Below are 17,500 nucleotides of genomic sequence, written 5' to 3'. Positions count from 1 at the left end.
CTGCGGGGTGTCCCGTAGGTCATCATCACCGCGAGATGCTGGACACAACACAGAGCGACACCGCGGCCCCTCCCGAGGAACGGCGAGGTTGTCTCTTCGCGCTTTCCCAGCCACCGCTGATGATCTTTCTGGCGGTGATCGGCTGTCTTCTGCTCATGGCTTCGCTGCACGACCTGCTGCTGCTCTGAGCCGTACACGGAGCCCCTGGCGTCACCCGCCGAGGGCTCCGTCAGCCCGCCGCTTCCCTGCGCCGCGCCCGGTAGGCCGCCACATGCAGGCGGTTTCCGCAGGTCCGGCTGTCGCAGTACCGGCGCGAGCGGTTGCGGGAGAGGTCGACGAAGGCACGCCGGCAGTCCGGTGCCTCGCAGCGGCGCAGCCGTTCCTGTTCCCCCGCGACCACGAAGAAGGCCAGCGCCATCCCGCAGTCCGCCGCCAGGTGGTCGGCGACGGAGGCGCCGGGCGCGAAGTAGTGCACGTGCCAGTCGTAGCCGTCGTGGTCGGTGAGGCGCGGTGTCGTTCCCGCGGCGGCTACCAGTTCGTTGATGAGCAGGGCCGCGGCGTGCGCGTCGTCGGCCGCGAAGATGCCCGTGAACCGCGCCCGTACCCGGCGCACGGCCGCCAGATCCTGCTCCGTCAGCACCCCCACGTCGCTGATCTCGTGGTTGCGCACGAAGTCCTCGAGGGAGGCGAGGTCCGGGAGGCGGTCCGCCGCGTCGTCCTCCGGCGCGGTGTTCACCAGATCCACCACGGTGTCGAGCGCGCACCGGGTGTCGTGGGTGATCAGCACGTTTCGCTCCCTGGCCTGAAGTCGGGCGGGCGCCCGCCGATGGGGGCCCGAGCCTAGCGGCTCGGCGTCGGCGGGGGCCGGTACGGACCAGGTCCCGGACGCTCCGTGACAGCCGGACGTGCCTCGAGGGCACACACCGGCGCCGTCGCCGCGGAAATCCCGCGGCGACGGCGCCGGTGCATGCCGTATGCAGTTGTACGGGCCCGAGCCGTCTCCCCGAGTGGACGGCGCCGGGCGGCTCAGGGTGCCTCGCTAACTCTCCGCGAGGATGTGGGAGAGCTCCGTGTCGAGGTCGAAGTGCCGGTGTTCCGTGCCGGGGGGCACGGCGGCGTCGGTTCGCTTCAGGAACGACTCGAGAGCCCGTGCCGGGGCCTCGAGGAGGGCTTCACCCTCCGGAGAGCTCAGGGCGATGCAGACGACGCCCTGACCGTGGCTCCGGGACGGCCAGACTCGGACGTCGCCGGTACCGGTGGGCCGGTGCAGGCCCTCGGCGAGGAGGTCGCGGGCGAACACCCACTCGACGGTTTCCTCGGCTCCGGTGTGGAAGGTGGCGTGCACGGCGTAGGGATCGGCCGTGTCATACCGCAGTCCTGCGGGTACGGGCAGTGAGGACTCGCTCGACACAACGAGGCGCAGGTGCAGCTCGCAGCTGACCGTGGTGTTCATAAGCGCCAGGGCCTTTCGCTCAGTGTGCGCTCGGGGATTCGCACGTCGGCGAAATCGACATGCCACCTACGGTGCCGTTGTAAACCCCTCTGAGTGTTTTGCGTGGCTTTAGGTCGCTCATCCGGCCGAGAGACCGTTCGCGAGGTACGCCCATTCTGGTGACTGGTTTCTCTCGGGTAGGGTTGGGTCGTATGAATACGGGGAGTGACGAGACCGGCGAGGTCGCCGTGGCGGGTGAAGAATCGACGAGTGAGCGACCGCTCGGTTCGCGGGCGCCGGAATTCATCCAGGCCCGGCGGGCGCTCCACCTGAGCTGGCAGGTGGGAGTTTTCATCGTCGGCCTCGCGGTCGTCGGTGCGGGCGTGGTCATGCTTCCGCTGCCCGGCCCGGGCTGGCTGGTGATCTTCGGCGGTATGGCGATCTGGGCGACCGAGTTCGTCTGGGCGCAGCTGGTCCTGCGGTGGACGAAGCGCAAGGTGACCGAGGCGACGCAGCGCGCGCTCGACCCCCGGGTGCGCCGTCGCAACATCGTCCTGACGACCGTCGGGCTCGTGATCGTCGCGGTTCTCGTCGCGGTCTACGTGTGGAGATTCGGCTTCGAGATGCCGTGGAAGATCAAGGAATGACGCCGGCCCGCTGGGCGCGCCCCCGGCCTGCCCGACTGGTCCGGGCAGCCTCTGACATGGGGTAATGTTCTCCGTGCGCCCGGGCGATTAGCTCAGCGGGAGAGCGCTTCGTTCACACCGAAGAGGTCACTGGTTCGAACCCAGTATCGCCCACAGGATCGAAGGCGGTCCTCGTCCACGTAGTCCGTGGACGGGGGCCGCCTCCGTCGTTTCCGCGGGGTGCGAGGCGCCCGGCGCGGCTGCGCGCGTCCTGCGCTTGCGAGGGGCCCTTTGCCGAAGCGTGCTGCTCACTCGGGGGCGTCCGGTTCAGTCCTCCGGCGCGCGGCGGCGGGCCGCGTCTCAGTTCGATCGCCGACGTGCGGGGTGGCGGGACGGGCGGCCGGCGTTCTCGGTTCGCGTCGGCCGCCTCCGTTGGCGGGCCGGCCGAGCCGCCCTGGCGGTCCCGTGGGTGTGGCCTGCGGGCGCACCGCCCCCGGTGGTCCCGTCGGTGTGGCCCGCGGGCGCCGCGTATCGACGGCCCGCCGCCGGCGGCCGCCGCGACCACGCGCGCGTCACCCCGGCTCACCCGGACCCTCACGCCCGGTCATTCCGGAATACCCCACTCCTTGCTCAGTGGCCGTCAGCACCCCGAAACGACAGGGGCTTTCCCGCCTGGGGCGGGTGACGCGCACACCGGCGCACATTGTTCGGCCCGTCGGTCGCAAGCGTCCGACCTGCACCGTCGGGCGCCCGTCCACCGCGGTCCCGTTGACGGGTATCGGGACGTCGTCGCGTCGCCTCCCACGAATTCCTGTCCGAATCATTGACGCGCCCGGGGGGTCTCCGTACCTTGTGGCAGCAAGCGCTTGCTTGAAACGATTCATGAAGCGTCCGAGGCGGCACGAGGAGGGCTCGACTGTGGGGATCAGCGGGAGTGTCGAGAGGCGTACGGTCCTCAGGGCGGCCGGAGCTTCGCTGGCCACGGTGGGGCTGGCGGCCGCGACCGGCTGCGGGGGCGGCAACGGGTCCGGGGACGGGCCGGTGACGATCCGTTACGCCTGGTGGGGCGCCGAAGCGCGGGCGCAGAAGATCAACCGGTCCATCGACCTCTTCGAGAAGAAGTACCCGAAGATCAAGGTGAAGACCGACTTCCAGGATTACGCGGCCTATTGGGAGAAGTTCCAGACCCAGGCGGCGGGCGGGAATCCGCCGGACGTATTCCAGAACGCCGTCGCATTCCTTCGGAAGTACGACAGGAGGGGCGTCCTCCTCGATCTCAGGTCCCAGATGGACGCGGGGAACCTGAGCCTCGACGACTTCCGGGCCGGAGTCGAGAAGGTCGGGCAGGTCGACGGAAAGCAGCTCGGTATTCCGGTCGGATCCAACACCATGTCACTTGTCATCGACGAGAAGCTCTTCGACAAGGCCGGGATCAAGCCGAAGGAAGGCTGGACCTGGGACGAGTACTTCGCCGCTCTCAAGAAGATCCACGACACCCAGAAAGTGGCGGGCGACACCGGTTACTTCGGGATCATGTATCTCTACGACCTCTATCTGCGGCAGAACGGAAAGGCGTTCTTCACCAAGGACGGACTCGGTTTCCAGGAGACCGATCTGACGGAGTGGTGGACGGACGGGTACAACCGCGTGAAGGCCGGCATCGTCACCGACCCCAAGAAGGTCGCGCAGGTCGCGCCGAAGTCGGCCCTGTCGGCGGGCCTCGCGGCGGCGGAGTTCACCTGGGACAACTTCACGGTGCGTTATGCCGCGGAGGGCGACAGCACCTACGGTCTCGCCCCGATCCCCACGACCGACGGCAAGGAGACGGGGCAGTACCTCGCCTCGCTGATGCTGAGCGCCTCCGCCCGGACCGAGCACCCCAAGGTGGTCGCCCAGTTCATCGACTTCATGGTCCACGACCCGGAGGTCGGCAGGATCATGGGCTACGACCGCGGCATCCTCGCCACCACCGGCCAGTTCGACGCGTACAAGCCGACGGACGCGCCCAACAAGGCCATCGCCGCGTACGAGGAGGACACCGCGGCCGCCGGGGTCCTCGGAACCATCACCCCCCACCCGTCCGGCGCGGACACCGTCGAGGCCGCCTTCCTGCGCATCGCCGGCGACATGTCACAGGGCAAGACCAAGGTCTCCGACGCGGTCAAGCAGTTCTTCTCCGAGGCGAAGACCGCCCTCGCCGCCTGATGGGAACCGCAGTGACGCTCGTCAAGGACTCTCCGCCCGACGCGCCGCAGATGCTCCCCGCAGCCCCCGTCGCCGGAAAGCGGCGGGGCCGCCGGGAGAATCTCACCGGTTACCTCTTCCTGTCCCCGTGGATCGCGGGTTTCCTGCTGCTGACCGCGGGCCCGATGGCCGCCTCGCTCTACTTCGCCTTCACCGACTACAACCTCTTCAATTCACCGAAGTGGGTCGGCGTCGACAACTTCACCAGGATGTTCGACGACCCCCGGTGGCAGAAGTCGGTCGAGGTGACGGCCAAGTACGTCGTCATCGGTACGCCCCTCAAGCTGCTGCTGGCACTCGGGGTGGCGCTGCTGCTCGCGCAGAGCCGCCGGGGCCAGGCCTTCTACCGGGCCGCGTTCTACGCGCCCTCGCTCATCGGGGCGAGCGTCTCCGTCGGCTTCGTGTGGCGCGCGCTGTTCTCGGACGACGCCGTGGTGGACCGTACGCAGTCGTTCCTGGGCTTCCACCCGGGCGGCTGGGTCGGTGACCCGGACCGGGTGCTCTACAGCCTGGTCGCGCTCACCGTCTGGCAGTTCGGCGCCCCGATGGTGATCTTCCTCGCGGGGCTCAAGCAGGTGCCGAAGGAGCTGTACGAGGCGGCGGAGGTGGACGGCGCCGGGCCCTTCCGGAGGTTCTGGAGCATCACGCTGCCGATGATCTCGCCGGTGCTCTTCTTCAACGTCCTGCTGGAGACCATCCACTCCTTCCAGATCTTCGGCTCGGCGTACGTCGTCTCCAACACCAGCTGCGGTCCCGCCGACGCCACGCTCGTCTACACCTGCTACCTGTACCAGAAGGGCTTCAAGGAGGCCCAGATGGGCTTCGCCTCCGCGATGGCCTGGATGCTGCTGCTCGCCGTGGCGCTGGTGACGGCCGTCCTCTTCTGGTCCCAGAAGCGGTGGGTGCACTACGAGGAGGCCCCCCGATGAGCACCACCCCGCGCAAGCCCGCGGAGCCCGCCCGCAGGCGGACGGGCTCGCTCGTCTGGCACCTGGGCGCCGTACTGGTCCTGGCCGTCGTCCTGTATCCCGTCGCCTGGGTCGTCGGCGCCTCGTTCAAACCGAGCCGGGACGTCATCGGCAGTCTGCAGCTGTTCCCGACGACCCCCGTCCTGGACAACTTCAAGGGGCTGGCCGACGGCATCGCCGACATCTCGATCGCCACCTTCTTCCAGAACTCCCTCTTCTACGCGCTCGCTTCCGTCGCCGGCATCCTCGTCTCCTGCTCGCTGACGGCGTACGCCTTCGCCAAGATCCGGTTCGCCGGGCGCAACCTGCTGTTCTCGCTGATGATCGGCACGCTCCTGCTGCCGTACCACGTGCTGCTGATCCCGCAGTACGTGATGTTCCAGAAGCTGGAGCTCGTCAACACCTACGTGCCGCTGCTGATCGGCAAGTACCTCGCCACCGAGGCGTTCTTCGTCTTCCTGATGGTGCAGTTCATGCGGAACCTGCCCCGGGAGCTGGACGAGGCCGCGCGGCTCGACGGCTGCGGTCATCTGCGGATCTACTGGTCGATCGTGCTGCCGCTGTGCCGGCCCGCGCTCATCACCAGCGCGATCTTCACGTTCATCAACGCCTGGAACGACTTCATGGGCCCGCTGATCTACCTCAACGAGCCCGGCAAGTACACCGTCTCGCTCGGCATGATGATGTTCCGCGACTCGGACGGGGTGGCCGCCAACTACGGCGGACTGATCGCGATGTCCCTGGTGGCGCTGCTGCCCGTGCTGCTGTTCTTCCTCGCGTTCCAGCGGTATCTCATCGACGGCATGGCGACCTCCGGACTGAAGGGCTGAGATGGCCACCGGACAGCCGCGCGCCAAGGCGGCCAGGACGCCCCGCGCATCCGTGTTCGCCGAACGGTTCGCCGTGTTCGCCGAGTGCCTGCTCACCGGCGTGTGGATCACGGTGGCGGCGCTGCCGCTGGTGACCTACCCCGCCGCGTTCACGGCCGGCTCCCGGCATCTGCGGCGGCGCACGGCGCACGAGGGTGGCGGCGTACGGGAGTTCGCGGCGGACTACCGGGCGGCCCTGCGGGGCGGCTGGCTCGTCGGGCTCGCCGGGTGGGCCGCGGCCGGGGTGGTCTGGGTGGACGTCCGGGCCGTTCGCGCGGGGCTCCCGGGCGGCCCGCTCGTCGGTGCCGTCGGCCTCTTCGCCCTGATCGGACTGGCCGTCGCCGGGCTGCGCGCGGCGGCGGCCTGGGGGCCGGGCGCGTCCTGGCGGACGCTGCTGGCGTCCGCCGGGCTGCGCACCGTCCTCGACCCCGCCGGATCGTTCCTGCTCGTCGGCGGACTCGTCGTGGTGGTCTGCTCCGGCCTCTTCGTCGCGCCGCTGGCGGTCCCCGTGCTGGGGGCCGTCGCGGCCGCGGCCGTCGCCGTGGACGAGCGCCACCGGCGCCGCGCCGCCGCACCGGAGTCGTCCCGGCCCCGCTGAGCCGTCACCCCGCACGGGCCGCCGCTGCCACGCGGGCTCCTGCTGTCATGCCCCTGACTTCCCTGTTTCGGAAAGGAAAGGCCATGTCCTCCATCCCCCGCAGATCCCTGCTCAAGGCGGCCGCAGTCGCCGGAGCCGCCGCACAGTTCAGCTGGGCCCTGGGCGCCAAGGACGCCCAGGGCGCCCCGGGAGCGGAGACCGCGGACGCGGATCCCGTGACCCTGGACTGGCTGGAGGACGGCGGCCTCGGCGCCGCCCCCGGCTCCACCGTCGGTGTGCCCTGGCCGAAGGGTGCGTACGAGGACGACCAGACCTTCGCGCTGAAGGACGCCGCAGGCAAGGACGTCCCGGTGCAGTCCTGGCCCCTCGCCTACTGGCCGGACGGCTCCCTCAAGTGGACCGCGCACGCCGTCGGTTCGGGATCCGGCAAGCTCACCCTGACCGCGGGCCAACCCGCCGCTCCCGCCCGGGAGGTCACCGTCGGCAGGAGCGGCGGCACCATCACCGTCTCGACCGGAGTCATCACCGCGACGATCGGCAGGAGCGGCTCCGCGCTGGTGAAGTCCGTACGGCGCGGCTCCACCGAGATCGCGAAGAACGGCCGCCTCGTGCTGATCCGCCAGCCCGGGATCGAGGACGGCGACCAGGGCGCCGAGAAGTACGAACGGTTCGACAGCCACATCACCGGCGTCGAGGCCGAGCAGGAGGGACCGGTCCGCGCCGTCGTCCGCATCGACGGCAAGCACCGCCGCGGCGACCGGAGTTGGCTGCCCTTCTCGGTCCGGCTCTACTTCTACGCGGGCGCCGAGTCGTTCCGCATGGTGCACACGATCACGTTCGACGGGAAGCAGGAACCCGGCAGGGCGAGCGGCGACTTCATCCGCGGGCTCGGCGTCCGCTTCACCGTGCCGATGCGGGACGCCGCGTACGACCGCCACATCCGCATCGGCGGCGACGGCACCGGTCTGCTGCGCGAGGCGGTCAAGGGCGTCACCGGACTGCGCCGCGACCCCGGCGCGGCCGTGCAGGCCGCCCAGTTCGCCGGCGAGAAGCTGCCCGACCCGTCCACCTGGGACCAGCGGGTGACGACCCGGCTGCAGTACATCCCCGAGTGGGGCGACTACACCCTCGCCCAGCTCTCCGCCGACGGCTTCACCCTGCGCAAGCGGACGAAGAAGGGGTACGGCTGGATCGGCGCGGGCGGCGGCCGGCGGGCATCCGGCTTCGGCTACGTGGGCGGCCCGAGCGGCGGACTCTCCTTCGGGCTGCGGGACTTCTGGGAGAAGCACCCGGCCCAGCTCGACGTCCGCGGCGCCCACACCGACGAGGCCGAGGTCACCCTCTGGCTCTGGTCGCCCGAGGCCCAGCCCATGGACCTGCGCCTCTACCACGACGGCATGGGCCAGGACACCTACGCGGAGCAGCTCGAAGGCCTCAACATCACCTACGAGGACCACGAACCCGGCTTCGGCACCCCCTACGGCATCGCCCGCACCTCCGAACTCCTCTTCTGGGCCAACGAGTCCACACCCGCCCCGGAGAGGCTCGCCGAGCAGGTCGAGGCCGTGCGCGTACTGCCGCAGCTCGCGGCCCCGCCCCGGCACCTCGTCAAGGCCAGGGTCTTCGGCGGCCTCTTCTCCGAGCCGGACCGCTCCACCGCCGCAAAGGCGAAGATCGAGGACCACCTCGACTTCCTCTTCACCTACTACAGGGACCAGGTGGAGATGCGCCGTTGGTACGGCTTCTGGGACTACGGCGACATCATGCACTCGTACGACCCGGTGCGGCACCAGTGGCGCTACGACGTCGGCGGCTACGCCTGGGACAACTCCGAGCTCTCCCCGGACCTGTGGCTCTGGTTCGCCTACCTGCGCTCCGGGCGCGCGGACATCTTCCGCTTCGCCGAGGCGATGACCCGGCACACCGGCGAGGTCGACGTCTACCACCTCGGGAAGTGGGCCGGCCTCGGCACCCGGCACGGCGTGCAGCACTACGCCGACAGCGCCAAGCAGCAGCGCATCGCCAACACCACCTACCGCCGCTACTACTACTTCCTCACCGCGGACGAACGCGTCGGCGACCTCATGCACGCCAACGTCGACTCCGACGAGACCTTCCTGGTCCTCGACCCGATCCGCAAGATCCGCACCGAGCCGTACACGCCCGACCGGCACGCCCTGTCGATCGGCTTCGGCACCGACTGGAGCGGCCTCGTGTCGGCGTGGCTCACCGAGTGGGAGCGCAAGGGACCCAAGTGGGAGAAGGCCAGGGCACGCGTGCTGTCCACGATGGAGACCATCGCCGCCCAGCCCAACGGCTTCGTGCAGGGCACCGGGCTCTACGACCTCGACACGGGGAGGTTCGCGATCGCCGACAATCCCGCGGTGAGCGTCTCGCACCTGTCGGCGGTGTTCGGCCTCAACGAGCTGTGCGCCGAGCTGATCGACCTGGTCGACCTGCCGGAGTTCAAGGACGCCTACCTCGACTACTGCCGCTACTTCAACGCCACCAAGGCCGAGCAGGCGGCGCGCTACGGCAGCAACTTCGGTTCGCTGCTGCTCTTCCAGGGCCATTCGCGCCTCGACGCCTACGCCGCCGTACAGACCGGTGACGCGGCGCTCGCCAAGCGCGCGTGGGCCAAGTTCTACGGCTCCGACGGCTACACGGAGTCCTCCCCCTGGAAGACCGAGAAGCTGAGCGGCCCCGTCACGCTGGTCCCGGGCAGCGAGGCCAACTGGGTCTACACCAACGACACCGCCCTCTACGGCCTCGCCGCCATCGAGAACCTGGCACTGCTCGGCGACAGGATGCCGTAGCCCGGCCACGGATGCCTCAGCGCATCCTCCCCAGCACCTCCCGCACCCGCCGCGCGTCACGGATCCGCTGCTCGTACGTCGCACCGAGCGCGAGCAGCAGCAGACCGGCGAGTGCGGGAGGCACCCAACGGGGGAGCGCGTCGGCCACCTGGGCGAGGTACGGCGCCAGTTCGTGCAGCGCGTCCAGGACGAGCACACCGCCGCCGAGGACCAGCGGGGCCCGCAGCCGGTGACGGGCACCCACGAGCGTGACGGCCAGCGCCGCTCCGCCCAGCAGCAACGGGCGCAGCCAGTGCGTGCCGGCCCACGCCGCCGCCAGACTCGGCAACAGCGTCACCGACAGGCCCGCTCCGTACGCCGTCCACGACGAGATCCGCGCGTCCGTGCGGCGCCTGACGGCTCCGACGAACAGGGCCGGCACGGTCACCGGCAGCGTGTACGCCTCCGGCGAACCGACGTCCCAGGACGCCAGACGCACCCAGGCGGCCAGCACGAACAGGGCGGTGGCCGCGTAGCCGACACTCCTGCGGTCCGGGCGGACCGCGGTGCCCGCGGCGATCACCCCGCACAGGGCGAGCAGCAGGGCCGTCATCCGCGGATCCGTGACCGTCAGGCCGACGGCGAGCAGCGCCGCGGCCGCCCCGGTCATCTCCACCGGGACCGTCAGGGACGACTCGCCCGGGCGCGCCGCCAGCAGCGCCGCGCCGGCCGGCACCGCCAGCACGAGCAGAGCGGTGTGCTGCGGCTGCCAGCCGAGGGACCCGCCCACCGCGCAGGCGAGGGCGGCGGCGAACCCCAGGGAGGCGGGCGCGGCCACCGGGCCGAGGCGCGGTCGCCGGGCCGCCGCCGCGAACAGGGCCGTCAGCGCCGCGAGCACCCCCAGCGTCGCGGCCTCGGAGGCGAGGGACAGCAGAGCAAGGCTCAGGGAGCCGGCGAGGGCCAGAAGCAGGCAGACGAGGGGGAGAGGCGCCGACGCGGGCTGCGCCGGACGCCGGTACGCCGCCGCGGCCAGCGCCGCCGCACAGACGACCACCTGCACCGACAGCCCCGCCGCGTACGGCAGTTCCAGCGTCGCGGGAAGCGTGAACACCGTCGCCCAGGCCAGCGCCGAGGAGCCCGCCGACGCCTTGTCGTGCCAGGCCGTGCCGCGTGCCGCCACCGCCAGGACCGCGGCGACCACCGCCGCCACGAGCGGCGCCGCCGTCGCGTGCGCGGGCCAGGGCGCGTCGAGCGTCACCGCGGCCCGGGCGTCCGCCGGGACCCCGGACCAGACCTGCCCCACCCGGCTCACGGGACCCAGCAGGGCGACGACGGCCACCGGCAGCGCCCACAGCACCGCGAGGCCCTGCACCGCACCGGAGGCCAGGCCGAGGCCACGCCGCACGGGCCCGGGAAGCCCGGTGCGGACGGCCGCCGCGAGCACCACACCGCACCCCAGGAACCCCGGCACCGTCCAGTCGTCGGACAGCCACACGCGCAGGACGCCCCCGAGCCCGCCGACCGCGACCAGGCCGCCGGCCAGCGAGAGGGAGGCGGCGGTGTGCGGATCCGCCACGCGCAGGGCGGCGGTCAGGGCGAGGGCCGCCGCGAGGAGAAGGAGCGCCGCCGCACTCGCGGCCCCGCCCGGCCCCGTCGCCTCCCAGGAGAGCCGGCCGGCCGCCAGGGTGCCACAGACGCCCATGGCGTACGCGCCGGCGACCGCGACCGTCCGCACGGACCGCACGGGCACCCGCGGCGCCACCGCCGTGTCGAGCGCGGCCGTGACCAGCAGAGCCGCCGTCGTGGTCCACTCACCCGCACCCGCTGCCACCACCCACAGCAGCAGCGGCAACTGGGCCGCCGCCGTCGCCGCCGGCAGGGGCAGCCGCAGCGGTGCACTCACACCCGTCCCCGGCCCGCCCGCCCGGCACAGCGCGCCGAGCCCGAGTCCGTACCCCGCCCACCCCGCGGCCAGCACCGACGACGCGCCGGCCGTGTACCCGAGGCCGTCGAGGTCCGGGAACGCGACCTCGTGCAGCGCGTACACGTCGAGCACGGTCAGCGCGAGCCCGAGGCCCGCCACCGACTCGGCGGTGGAGCGCAGCCCGCGGCGCAGCAGCGGCACCGGTGCCCCGAGCGCGGCCAACGTCACCGCGCCCAGCACCGACGCCCGCCCGGCGATTCCCAGGTCACCCCAGCTGACCAGCGTGAACACGAGGGCGGCGATGGTGAGCAGGGTGCCGCCGAGCAGCAGCAGCACGTCCTGCACGCCGGGAGCGGTCGTCTCGGGCCGGCGGGCCGGCGGCGTCACGGGGCCGAGCGGGGACGGCGGCCGGGCGGCCGTCGAGCGGAGGGCACGGAGCAGCCAGGCGCGGCGTGCCAGCAACTGGGCCCGGCGGGCGTCGAGTTGCCACAGCTCGGCGTCGAGCAGCCGCAGCTCCTCGGCCGGTGGCGGAATGTGGGTCATGCTCCGGAGTGTGGCCGCCGTCACCTTCCCGGACATGAGTGCGTGTACTCACGCGGTACTCGGATCCCCGGCGGGCAGACTCGGCACATGGACTGGTGCCGTTACCGTTTCCGCAGTCTGTGGGCCGTGCCCGCGCCGCTCGCCGACGTCTGCACCGCCCTCGAACGCGCCGAGGACTACCCGCGCTGGTGGCCCCAGGTGCGCGAGGTCGACCGGATCGACGAGACGCGCGCGGACATCCGCATCCGCTCCCTGATCCCCTACGACCTGGTGTTCACCGCGCGGGAGGTGAGGCGCGACCCGGTGGCCGGCGTACTGGAGATCGCGATGACCGGCGATCTCGACGGCTGGGCCCGCTGGACCCTGACTGCCGACGGGCCGGGCACCCGGGCCCGGTACGACCAGGAGGTCGAGGTGAACAAGCCCCTGATGCGGCGGCTCGCGGTGCCGGGACGGCCCGTCTTCTGCGCCAACCACGCGCTGATGATGAGGGCCGGACGGCGCGGACTCGGCGCGTACCTCCGGGCGGTTTGAACGAGACCCTCCGGGACCTGTATGGTTCAGTGCGTTCCCGGGCGATTAGCTCAGTGGGAGAGCGCTTCGTTCACACCGAAGAGGTCACTGGTTCGAACCCAGTATCGCCCACCCGGAGAAGGCCGGTCCGTCATCGACGGACCGGCTTTTTGCGTGCGCTCCCGCGCCTCTCATGCCGCCGCGGGCAGCTCGGGCCGCAGCGGCCACGCCGGGTCCACCGCCTCCGGGGTCCCGCTGCGCGCGAACCACGCCTGCAGACCCCGGGCCTGCGCCGCGTGCCACGTCGACTGGAGGGTGTGCAGCTCGGCCGGTGAGAGCCGCTCCAGCCGGGCCGCGAAACGCCGCCCCACCGCCCGTACGACGTCCAGCGCGGCCAGCGCGTCGGCCGCCGCGTCGTGCGCGCCCGCCAGCTCCACGCCGTAGTGCCCGCACAGGTCGGTGAGCGTGCGCCGGCCCTTGCGGTAGCGGTCCAGGTGCTTGTCCAGGACCCGCGGGTCCAGGACGTGCAGCGGCGTCGACGCGAACCAGTGGTCGAGCGACGACGCGCGGTGGCGGCGCAACTCCCGGTCGAGCAGCGTCAGATCGAACGGCGCGTTCATCACCACGAGCGGGCGGCCCGCCGCGGCCTGCTCACCCAGCGCCCTGGCTATCTCGTCCATCACCGGCGACGGCCAGCGGCCGTTGCGCCGCAGATGGTCGTCCGTCAGCCCGTGCACGGCCGTCGCCGCCTCGGGCACCGGAACCCCGGGGCTCACCAGCCACCTGCTCACCCGCGGCCGGGCGCCGGGGGAGTCCTGGACGACGACGGCGGCCGACACGATCCGGTCGGTCTCGACGTCCACTCCCGTAGTCTCCGTGTCGAACGCGGCCAGGGGGCCCTCGTACCAGCACGTCATATGCCACAACTCCTCGCTCACCCACGGCAGCTGACGTCCCGTCCGCTGCCCGTTCCGGTGATACCCGGGCTGTTTGCGGCGTACGCCGGAAGGAGACAACACAGGTACGGGTCTTTGCAGTTCAGCGACCCGCAGTGGGGAAACCCTCGGCTCGGAAGGCTGTGGGACATGGCCATCGCGCAGCCCGAGCGGGGCGGGCTGCTGCCCCGGCGGACGGCACCGCATCGCGGCACACTCGCCACCACCGCATGCATGGAGACACTCCAGGTCGGCTATCTCCACGCCGTCGCGGCCGCCGCGGGCTGCTCCCTGTCCCAGCCCTTCCCGGACAACGGCATCGACTGGCACGTCAGCCACAGCGCCCCCGGGCACACGGTCGACGACGAGGTCACCATCAAGGTGCAGCTCAAGTGCACGTACCAGATCGCGCCGGACCCCCAGGGCCCCGCCTTCTCCTTCACGCTCGACAACACGCATCTGGCGAAGCTGGCCCGCACCCCGGTCTCGGTGCACAAGATCCTGGTCGTGATGCTCGTCCCGCGGTCCCAGGACGAGTGGCTGCGCGCCGGTCACGACCGCCTCGACCTGCGGCACTGCTGCTACTGGACCAACCTCGCCGGCCACGCCGTCACCGGCCGGCGCCGGACCACCGTCCGGATTCCGACCGCGCGCATCTTCGACGACCGGGCCCTGTGCGAGATCATGACGCGCGTCGGGGCGGGAGGCAGACCATGACGCACCGCCCCATCGACGAACCCCTGCGGCCGGCCGGCCTCCATCCCGGCGAGACCTTCCACGACCGGACGCCCGAACCCGGCCGGGTGGACCCCGCCGTGCTCGGCGCGCTGCTGCACCGGCACGGCTGGCAGCGGCGCGGCGGAGCCCCCGGACGCTACGGCCGCTGGACCCCGCCAGGACCCGGGGGCGGCGGCACGAGCCTGCTGGTGCCCGAGAACCGCGCCTTCCCCGACAGCGACGACCTGCTCGGCGAGGCGCTCCTCGCGCTGTCGCGCAGCGCCTCGGCGTCCGCCCGCGACATCCTGCTCGGACTCGCGGTGCCCAGCGACGAGATCCGGTGGTGGCGGGACGCCCCGGCCGGACCGGCGGGCGCGGCTCCCTGGACGGTGGAGGAGCAGCTGCGGACGGCCGCCCGGCAGACGCTGCTCGCCGGGGCGCTGGCCACGCGTGCGCGTGCGGGCTACCACGGAGCCAGGCACCGGCGGCCCGCCGCCGCCTCCCTGGAGAGCGTCCTCGTCGGCGCGGCACCCGACGGCCGCCGGCTCACGGCCTTCGTGCCCGTCGCGACGGGACGCCCGCTCGCCGTACGGCTGTACCAGGCGCTGTACGCCGCCCGTGAGGCGATCGACTACCAGCGCGCCACCGGCGGCACGGACGCCTTCGACGCGGCCGTCGAAGCGGGCGTCAGCCACGAACTCACGGAGGCACTGGTGTCCCTCGTGCGAGGCACCGAGGGCGCCCGGGTCTCCGTCGAGTGGGCGCCCGCCGCCGGGGTCCCGAAGGGGTGTGCCGCGACGGCGGAGCCCGTCGAGTTCTCGCCCGGCGACCTGCCCGCCCTGCGTGAGGCCGGCGCCCGCTATCTGCGCGAGGAGCCGTCGGTGCCGGTGCGGATCACCGGCGTCGTGGTGCGGATGCGCAGGTCGACGGCGCGCGGCGCGGGCGCGGTACGGCTGAGGGTGATCGCGGGCGCCGAGATCCCGCACGTCCGGACCACCCTCGACGAGGAGGCGTACCGCCTGGCCGGGCACGCCCACCTGGTGGGGCTCCCGGTGCGGGTGCACGGCCGCCTGGAGAGCCGCGGCGGCTTCCGGAGGCTGACGGGTGCCACCGGGGTCGTACCCGTGCAGGTCGACGAGGCGGAGCGGGACAGGCTGCTGAAGTCGCTCCAGGAGAACCTGGACTTCTTCGAGGAGGCCTGCGCCGGGGACTGACCGCCGTGCGGGCGCCGAGCGCAAACCGTTTCGCGGTGGGGACCCCGGGCTCGGTACGATCGCCCTTGTGACGACGCGCGCAGGTGAAGATGCGCGCGTCCCCTTCAGTCAGGAGAGACCGGTGTCAGACGTCCGTGTGATCATCCAACGCGATTCCGAGCGGGAAGAGCGCGTGGTGACGACGGGCACTACGGCGGCCGAACTCTTCGCCGGCGAGCGCACCGTCGTCGCGGCCCGCGTCGCGGGGGAGCTGAAGGACCTGGCGTACGAGGTCGGGGACGGCGAGGAGGTCGAGCCCGTCGACATCTCCTCCAAGGACGGCCTCGACATCCTGCGCCACTCCACCGCGCACGTCATGGCGCAGGCCGTGCAGGAGCTCTTCCCCGAGGCCAAGCTGGGCATCGGCCCGCCGGTCAAGGACGGTTTCTACTACGACTTCGACGTCGAGAAGCCGTTCACGCCCGAGGACCTCAAGGCCGTCGAGAAGAAGATGCAGGAGATCCAGAAGCGCGGCCAGCGCTTCTCGCGGCGGGTGGTGAGCGACGAGGCGGCCCGCGAGGAGCTGGCGCGGGAGCCGTACAAGCTGGAGCTCATCGGCATCAAGGGCTCGGCCTCGGCCGACGACGGCGCGGACGTCGAGGTGGGCGGCGGCGAGCTGACCATCTACGACAACCTCGACGCCAAGACCGGCGAGCTGTGCTGGAAGGACCTCTGCCGGGGCCCCCACCTGCCCACCACCCGCAACATCCCGGCGTTCAAGCTGATGCGCAACGCCGCCGCCTACTGGCGCGGCAGCGAGAAGAACCCGATGCTCCAGCGCATCTACGGCACCGCGTGGCCCTCCAAGGAGGAGCTGAAGGCGCACCTGGAGTTCCTCGCCGAGGCGGAGAAGCGCGACCACCGCAAGCTGGGCAGCGAACTCGACCTGTTCTCCATCCCGGACCAGATCGGCTCAGGCCTCGCCGTCTTCCACCCCAGGGGCGGCGTCATCCGCCGCGTCATGGAGGACTACTCGCGGCGCCGCCACGAGGAGGAGGGCTACGAGTTCGTCTACACCCCGCACGCGACGAAGGGGAAGCTCTTCGAGACCTCGGGCCACCTGGACTGGTACGCCGACGGCATGTACCCGCCCATGCAGCTCGACGAGGGCGTGGACTACTACCTCAAGCCCATGAACTGCCCGATGCACAACCTGATCTTCGACGCGCGCGGCCGCTCCTACCGTGAACTGCCGCTGCGGCTCTTCGAGTTCGGGACCGTCTACCGCTACGAGAAGTCCGGCGTCGTGCACGGACTGACCCGGGCACGCGGCTTCACGCAGGACGACGCGCACATCTACTGCACCCGCGAGCAGATGGCGGAGGAGCTCGACAAGACGCTCACCTTCGTCCTCGGTCTGCTGCGCGACTACGGCCTGACCGACTTCTACCTGGAGCTGTCCACCAAGGACCCGGAGAAGTTCGTCGGCTCGGACGAGGCGTGGGAGGAGGCCACCGAGGCGCTGCGGCAGGTGGCCGAGAAGCAGGGCCTTCCGCTGGTCCCGGACCCGGGCGGCGCCGCCTTCTACGGGCCGAAGATCTCCGTCCAGACCAAGGACGCCATCGGCCGCACCTGGCAGATGTCGACCGTCCAGCTCGACTTCAACCTGCCCGAGCGCTTCGACCTGGAGTACACCGGCCCCGACGGCTCCAAGCAGCGTCCGGTGATGATCCACCGCGCCCTGTTCGGCTCCATCGAGCGCTTCTTCGCGGTGCTCCTGGAGCACTACGCGGGCGCGTTCCCGGCGTGGCTGGCGCCCGTGCAGGCGCTCGGCATCCCGATCGGTGACGCACACGTCGAGTACCTGCAGAAGTTCGCCGCCGAGGCGAAGAAGAAGGGGCTGCGCGTCGAGGTCGACTCGTCCTCGGACCGGATGCAGAAGAAGATCCGCAACGCGCAGAAGCAGAAGGTGCCCTTCATGGTCATCGCGGGCGACGAGGACATGGCGGCCGGCGCCGTCTCCTTCCGCTACCGCGACGGCTCCCAGGAGAACGGCATCCCCGTCGAGGACGCGATCGCCAAGATCCTCAAGGTCGTGCAGGACCGCGTGCAGGTCTGACGCCCGGCCGAGCGGGCCCCCGGC

General features: G+C 71.5%; 15 protein-coding genes and 2 tRNA genes. 13 read left to right on the top strand and 4 right to left on the bottom strand.

What is annotated here, in order from left to right; translation table 11 throughout:
- Positions 1 to 35: 35 nt before the first annotated feature.
- The gene (locus AC0ZLC_RS12550; RefSeq protein ID WP_010988207.1) at positions 36 to 188 is read left to right on the top strand and encodes a hypothetical protein; all 153 of its coding nucleotides are present in this window, start codon (positions 36 to 38) and stop codon (positions 186 to 188) included.
- A gap of 41 nt (positions 189 to 229) precedes the next feature.
- On the opposite strand, the gene AC0ZLC_RS12545 is transcribed toward AC0ZLC_RS12550, so the two are convergent.
- Positions 230 to 787 (bottom strand): CGNR zinc finger domain-containing protein, encoded by a 558-nt coding sequence (locus AC0ZLC_RS12545; protein ID WP_476752006.1) that lies wholly within the window; start codon positions 785 to 787, stop codon positions 230 to 232.
- Between the two features lie 252 nt (positions 788 to 1,039).
- Positions 1,040 to 1,453 carry an SsgA family sporulation/cell division regulator gene (locus tag AC0ZLC_RS12540; protein WP_003959770.1) on the bottom strand — a complete coding sequence of 138 codons (414 nt, stop codon included), beginning with the start codon at positions 1,451 to 1,453 and terminating at the stop codon, positions 1,040 to 1,042.
- Between the two features lie 191 nt (positions 1,454 to 1,644).
- Here AC0ZLC_RS12540 and AC0ZLC_RS12535 point away from each other — a divergent pair, with 191 nt between their 5' ends.
- The 7 genes from AC0ZLC_RS12535 (at position 1,645) to AC0ZLC_RS12505 (ending at position 9,553) form a co-directional block, all read left to right on the top strand.
- Positions 1,645 to 2,079 (top strand): TIGR02611 family protein, encoded by a 435-nt coding sequence (locus AC0ZLC_RS12535; protein ID WP_476752005.1) that lies wholly within the window; start codon positions 1,645 to 1,647, stop codon positions 2,077 to 2,079.
- Positions 2,080 to 2,160: 81 nt separating this feature from the next.
- Positions 2,161 to 2,232: transfer RNA gene (locus AC0ZLC_RS12530), tRNA-Val, on the top strand.
- Between the two features lie 708 nt (positions 2,233 to 2,940).
- Positions 2,941 to 4,263, top strand: a complete 1,323-nt coding sequence (locus AC0ZLC_RS12525) for an ABC transporter substrate-binding protein (RefSeq protein ID WP_476752004.1) — start codon at positions 2,941 to 2,943, stop codon at positions 4,261 to 4,263.
- Positions 4,263 to 5,231, top strand: a complete 969-nt coding sequence (locus AC0ZLC_RS12520) for a carbohydrate ABC transporter permease (RefSeq protein ID WP_476752003.1) — start codon at positions 4,263 to 4,265, stop codon at positions 5,229 to 5,231. Before AC0ZLC_RS12525 ends, AC0ZLC_RS12520 begins: the two co-directional genes overlap by 1 nt.
- Positions 5,228 to 6,100, top strand: a complete 873-nt coding sequence (locus AC0ZLC_RS12515; protein WP_476752002.1) for a carbohydrate ABC transporter permease — start codon at positions 5,228 to 5,230, stop codon at positions 6,098 to 6,100. The genes AC0ZLC_RS12520 and AC0ZLC_RS12515 overlap by 4 nt, the downstream gene beginning before the upstream one ends.
- A gap of 1 nt (position 6,101) precedes the next feature.
- The gene (locus tag AC0ZLC_RS12510; RefSeq protein ID WP_476752001.1) at positions 6,102 to 6,737 is read left to right on the top strand and encodes a hypothetical protein; all 636 of its coding nucleotides are present in this window, start codon (positions 6,102 to 6,104) and stop codon (positions 6,735 to 6,737) included.
- An 83-nt stretch (positions 6,738 to 6,820) separates the two neighbouring features.
- Positions 6,821 to 9,553: an exo-rhamnogalacturonan lyase family protein gene (locus tag AC0ZLC_RS12505; protein ID WP_476752000.1), complete on the top strand. Its 2,733-nt coding sequence runs from the start codon at positions 6,821 to 6,823 to the stop codon at positions 9,551 to 9,553.
- Between the two features lie 16 nt (positions 9,554 to 9,569).
- On the opposite strand, the gene AC0ZLC_RS12500 is transcribed toward AC0ZLC_RS12505, so the two are convergent.
- Entirely contained in the window at positions 9,570 to 11,999 is a 2,430-nt protein-coding gene (locus AC0ZLC_RS12500; RefSeq protein ID WP_476751999.1) for an SCO7613 C-terminal domain-containing membrane protein, read from the bottom strand.
- An 87-nt stretch (positions 12,000 to 12,086) separates the two neighbouring features.
- Here AC0ZLC_RS12500 and AC0ZLC_RS12495 point away from each other — a divergent pair, with 87 nt between their 5' ends.
- Positions 12,087 to 12,533: an SRPBCC family protein gene (locus AC0ZLC_RS12495; RefSeq protein WP_476751998.1), complete on the top strand. Its 447-nt coding sequence runs from the start codon at positions 12,087 to 12,089 to the stop codon at positions 12,531 to 12,533.
- Between the two features lie 39 nt (positions 12,534 to 12,572).
- Positions 12,573 to 12,644, top strand: a tRNA-Val gene (locus tag AC0ZLC_RS12490).
- Positions 12,645 to 12,703: 59 nt separating this feature from the next.
- Here the strand turns inward: AC0ZLC_RS12490 and AC0ZLC_RS12485 are convergent.
- A complete protein-coding gene (locus AC0ZLC_RS12485; protein ID WP_476751997.1) occupies positions 12,704 to 13,429 on the bottom strand; it encodes an exonuclease domain-containing protein in 726 nt (241 codons plus the stop codon).
- A gap of 168 nt (positions 13,430 to 13,597) precedes the next feature.
- Here AC0ZLC_RS12485 and AC0ZLC_RS12480 point away from each other — a divergent pair, with 168 nt between their 5' ends.
- From AC0ZLC_RS12480 to thrS, 3 genes are all read left to right on the top strand, one after another.
- The gene (locus AC0ZLC_RS12480; RefSeq protein ID WP_476751996.1) at positions 13,598 to 14,164 is read left to right on the top strand and encodes a DUF4365 domain-containing protein; all 567 of its coding nucleotides are present in this window, start codon (positions 13,598 to 13,600) and stop codon (positions 14,162 to 14,164) included.
- On the top strand, positions 14,161 to 15,378 hold the full coding sequence (locus AC0ZLC_RS12475) for a hypothetical protein (protein WP_476751995.1): 1,218 nt from the start codon (positions 14,161 to 14,163) through the stop codon (positions 15,376 to 15,378). Before AC0ZLC_RS12480 ends, AC0ZLC_RS12475 begins: the two co-directional genes overlap by 4 nt.
- 121 nt (positions 15,379 to 15,499) lie before the next feature.
- On the top strand, positions 15,500 to 17,476 hold the full coding sequence (gene thrS, locus AC0ZLC_RS12470) for a threonine--tRNA ligase (protein ID WP_476751994.1): 1,977 nt from the start codon (positions 15,500 to 15,502) through the stop codon (positions 17,474 to 17,476).
- Positions 17,477 to 17,500 lie beyond the last annotated feature (24 nt).

This window comes from Streptomyces sp. GLSS-08 (assembly GCF_056387915.1).
The sequence above is the reverse complement of the archived record's forward strand: the minus strand, read 5'-3'. Positions and strand labels throughout refer to the sequence as shown.

What these genes read in the sequence shown, in the direction of transcription:
- AC0ZLC_RS12550 (WP_010988207.1), top strand. Translation starts at nt 36, where the DNA reads ATGCTGGACACAACACAGAGCGACACCGCGGCCCCTCCCGAGGAACGG.
- AC0ZLC_RS12540 (WP_003959770.1), bottom strand. Translation starts at nt 1,453, where the DNA reads ATGAACACCACGGTCAGCTGCGAGCTGCACCTGCGCCTCGTTGTGTCG.
- AC0ZLC_RS12535 (WP_476752005.1), top strand. Translation starts at nt 1,645, where the DNA reads ATGAATACGGGGAGTGACGAGACCGGCGAGGTCGCCGTGGCGGGTGAA.
- AC0ZLC_RS12525 (WP_476752004.1), top strand. Translation starts at nt 2,941, where the DNA reads ATGAAGCGTCCGAGGCGGCACGAGGAGGGCTCGACTGTGGGGATCAGC.
- AC0ZLC_RS12520 (WP_476752003.1), top strand. Translation starts at nt 4,263, where the DNA reads ATGGGAACCGCAGTGACGCTCGTCAAGGACTCTCCGCCCGACGCGCCG.
- AC0ZLC_RS12515 (WP_476752002.1), top strand. Translation starts at nt 5,228, where the DNA reads ATGAGCACCACCCCGCGCAAGCCCGCGGAGCCCGCCCGCAGGCGGACG.
- AC0ZLC_RS12510 (WP_476752001.1), top strand. Translation starts at nt 6,102, where the DNA reads ATGGCCACCGGACAGCCGCGCGCCAAGGCGGCCAGGACGCCCCGCGCA.
- AC0ZLC_RS12505 (WP_476752000.1), top strand. Translation starts at nt 6,821, where the DNA reads ATGTCCTCCATCCCCCGCAGATCCCTGCTCAAGGCGGCCGCAGTCGCC.
- AC0ZLC_RS12500 (WP_476751999.1), bottom strand. Translation starts at nt 11,999, where the DNA reads ATGACCCACATTCCGCCACCGGCCGAGGAGCTGCGGCTGCTCGACGCC.
- AC0ZLC_RS12495 (WP_476751998.1), top strand. Translation starts at nt 12,087, where the DNA reads ATGGACTGGTGCCGTTACCGTTTCCGCAGTCTGTGGGCCGTGCCCGCG.
- AC0ZLC_RS12485 (WP_476751997.1), bottom strand. Translation starts at nt 13,429, where the DNA reads ATGACGTGCTGGTACGAGGGCCCCCTGGCCGCGTTCGACACGGAGACT.
- AC0ZLC_RS12480 (WP_476751996.1), top strand. Translation starts at nt 13,598, where the DNA reads ATGGCCATCGCGCAGCCCGAGCGGGGCGGGCTGCTGCCCCGGCGGACG.
- AC0ZLC_RS12475 (WP_476751995.1), top strand. Translation starts at nt 14,161, where the DNA reads ATGACGCACCGCCCCATCGACGAACCCCTGCGGCCGGCCGGCCTCCAT.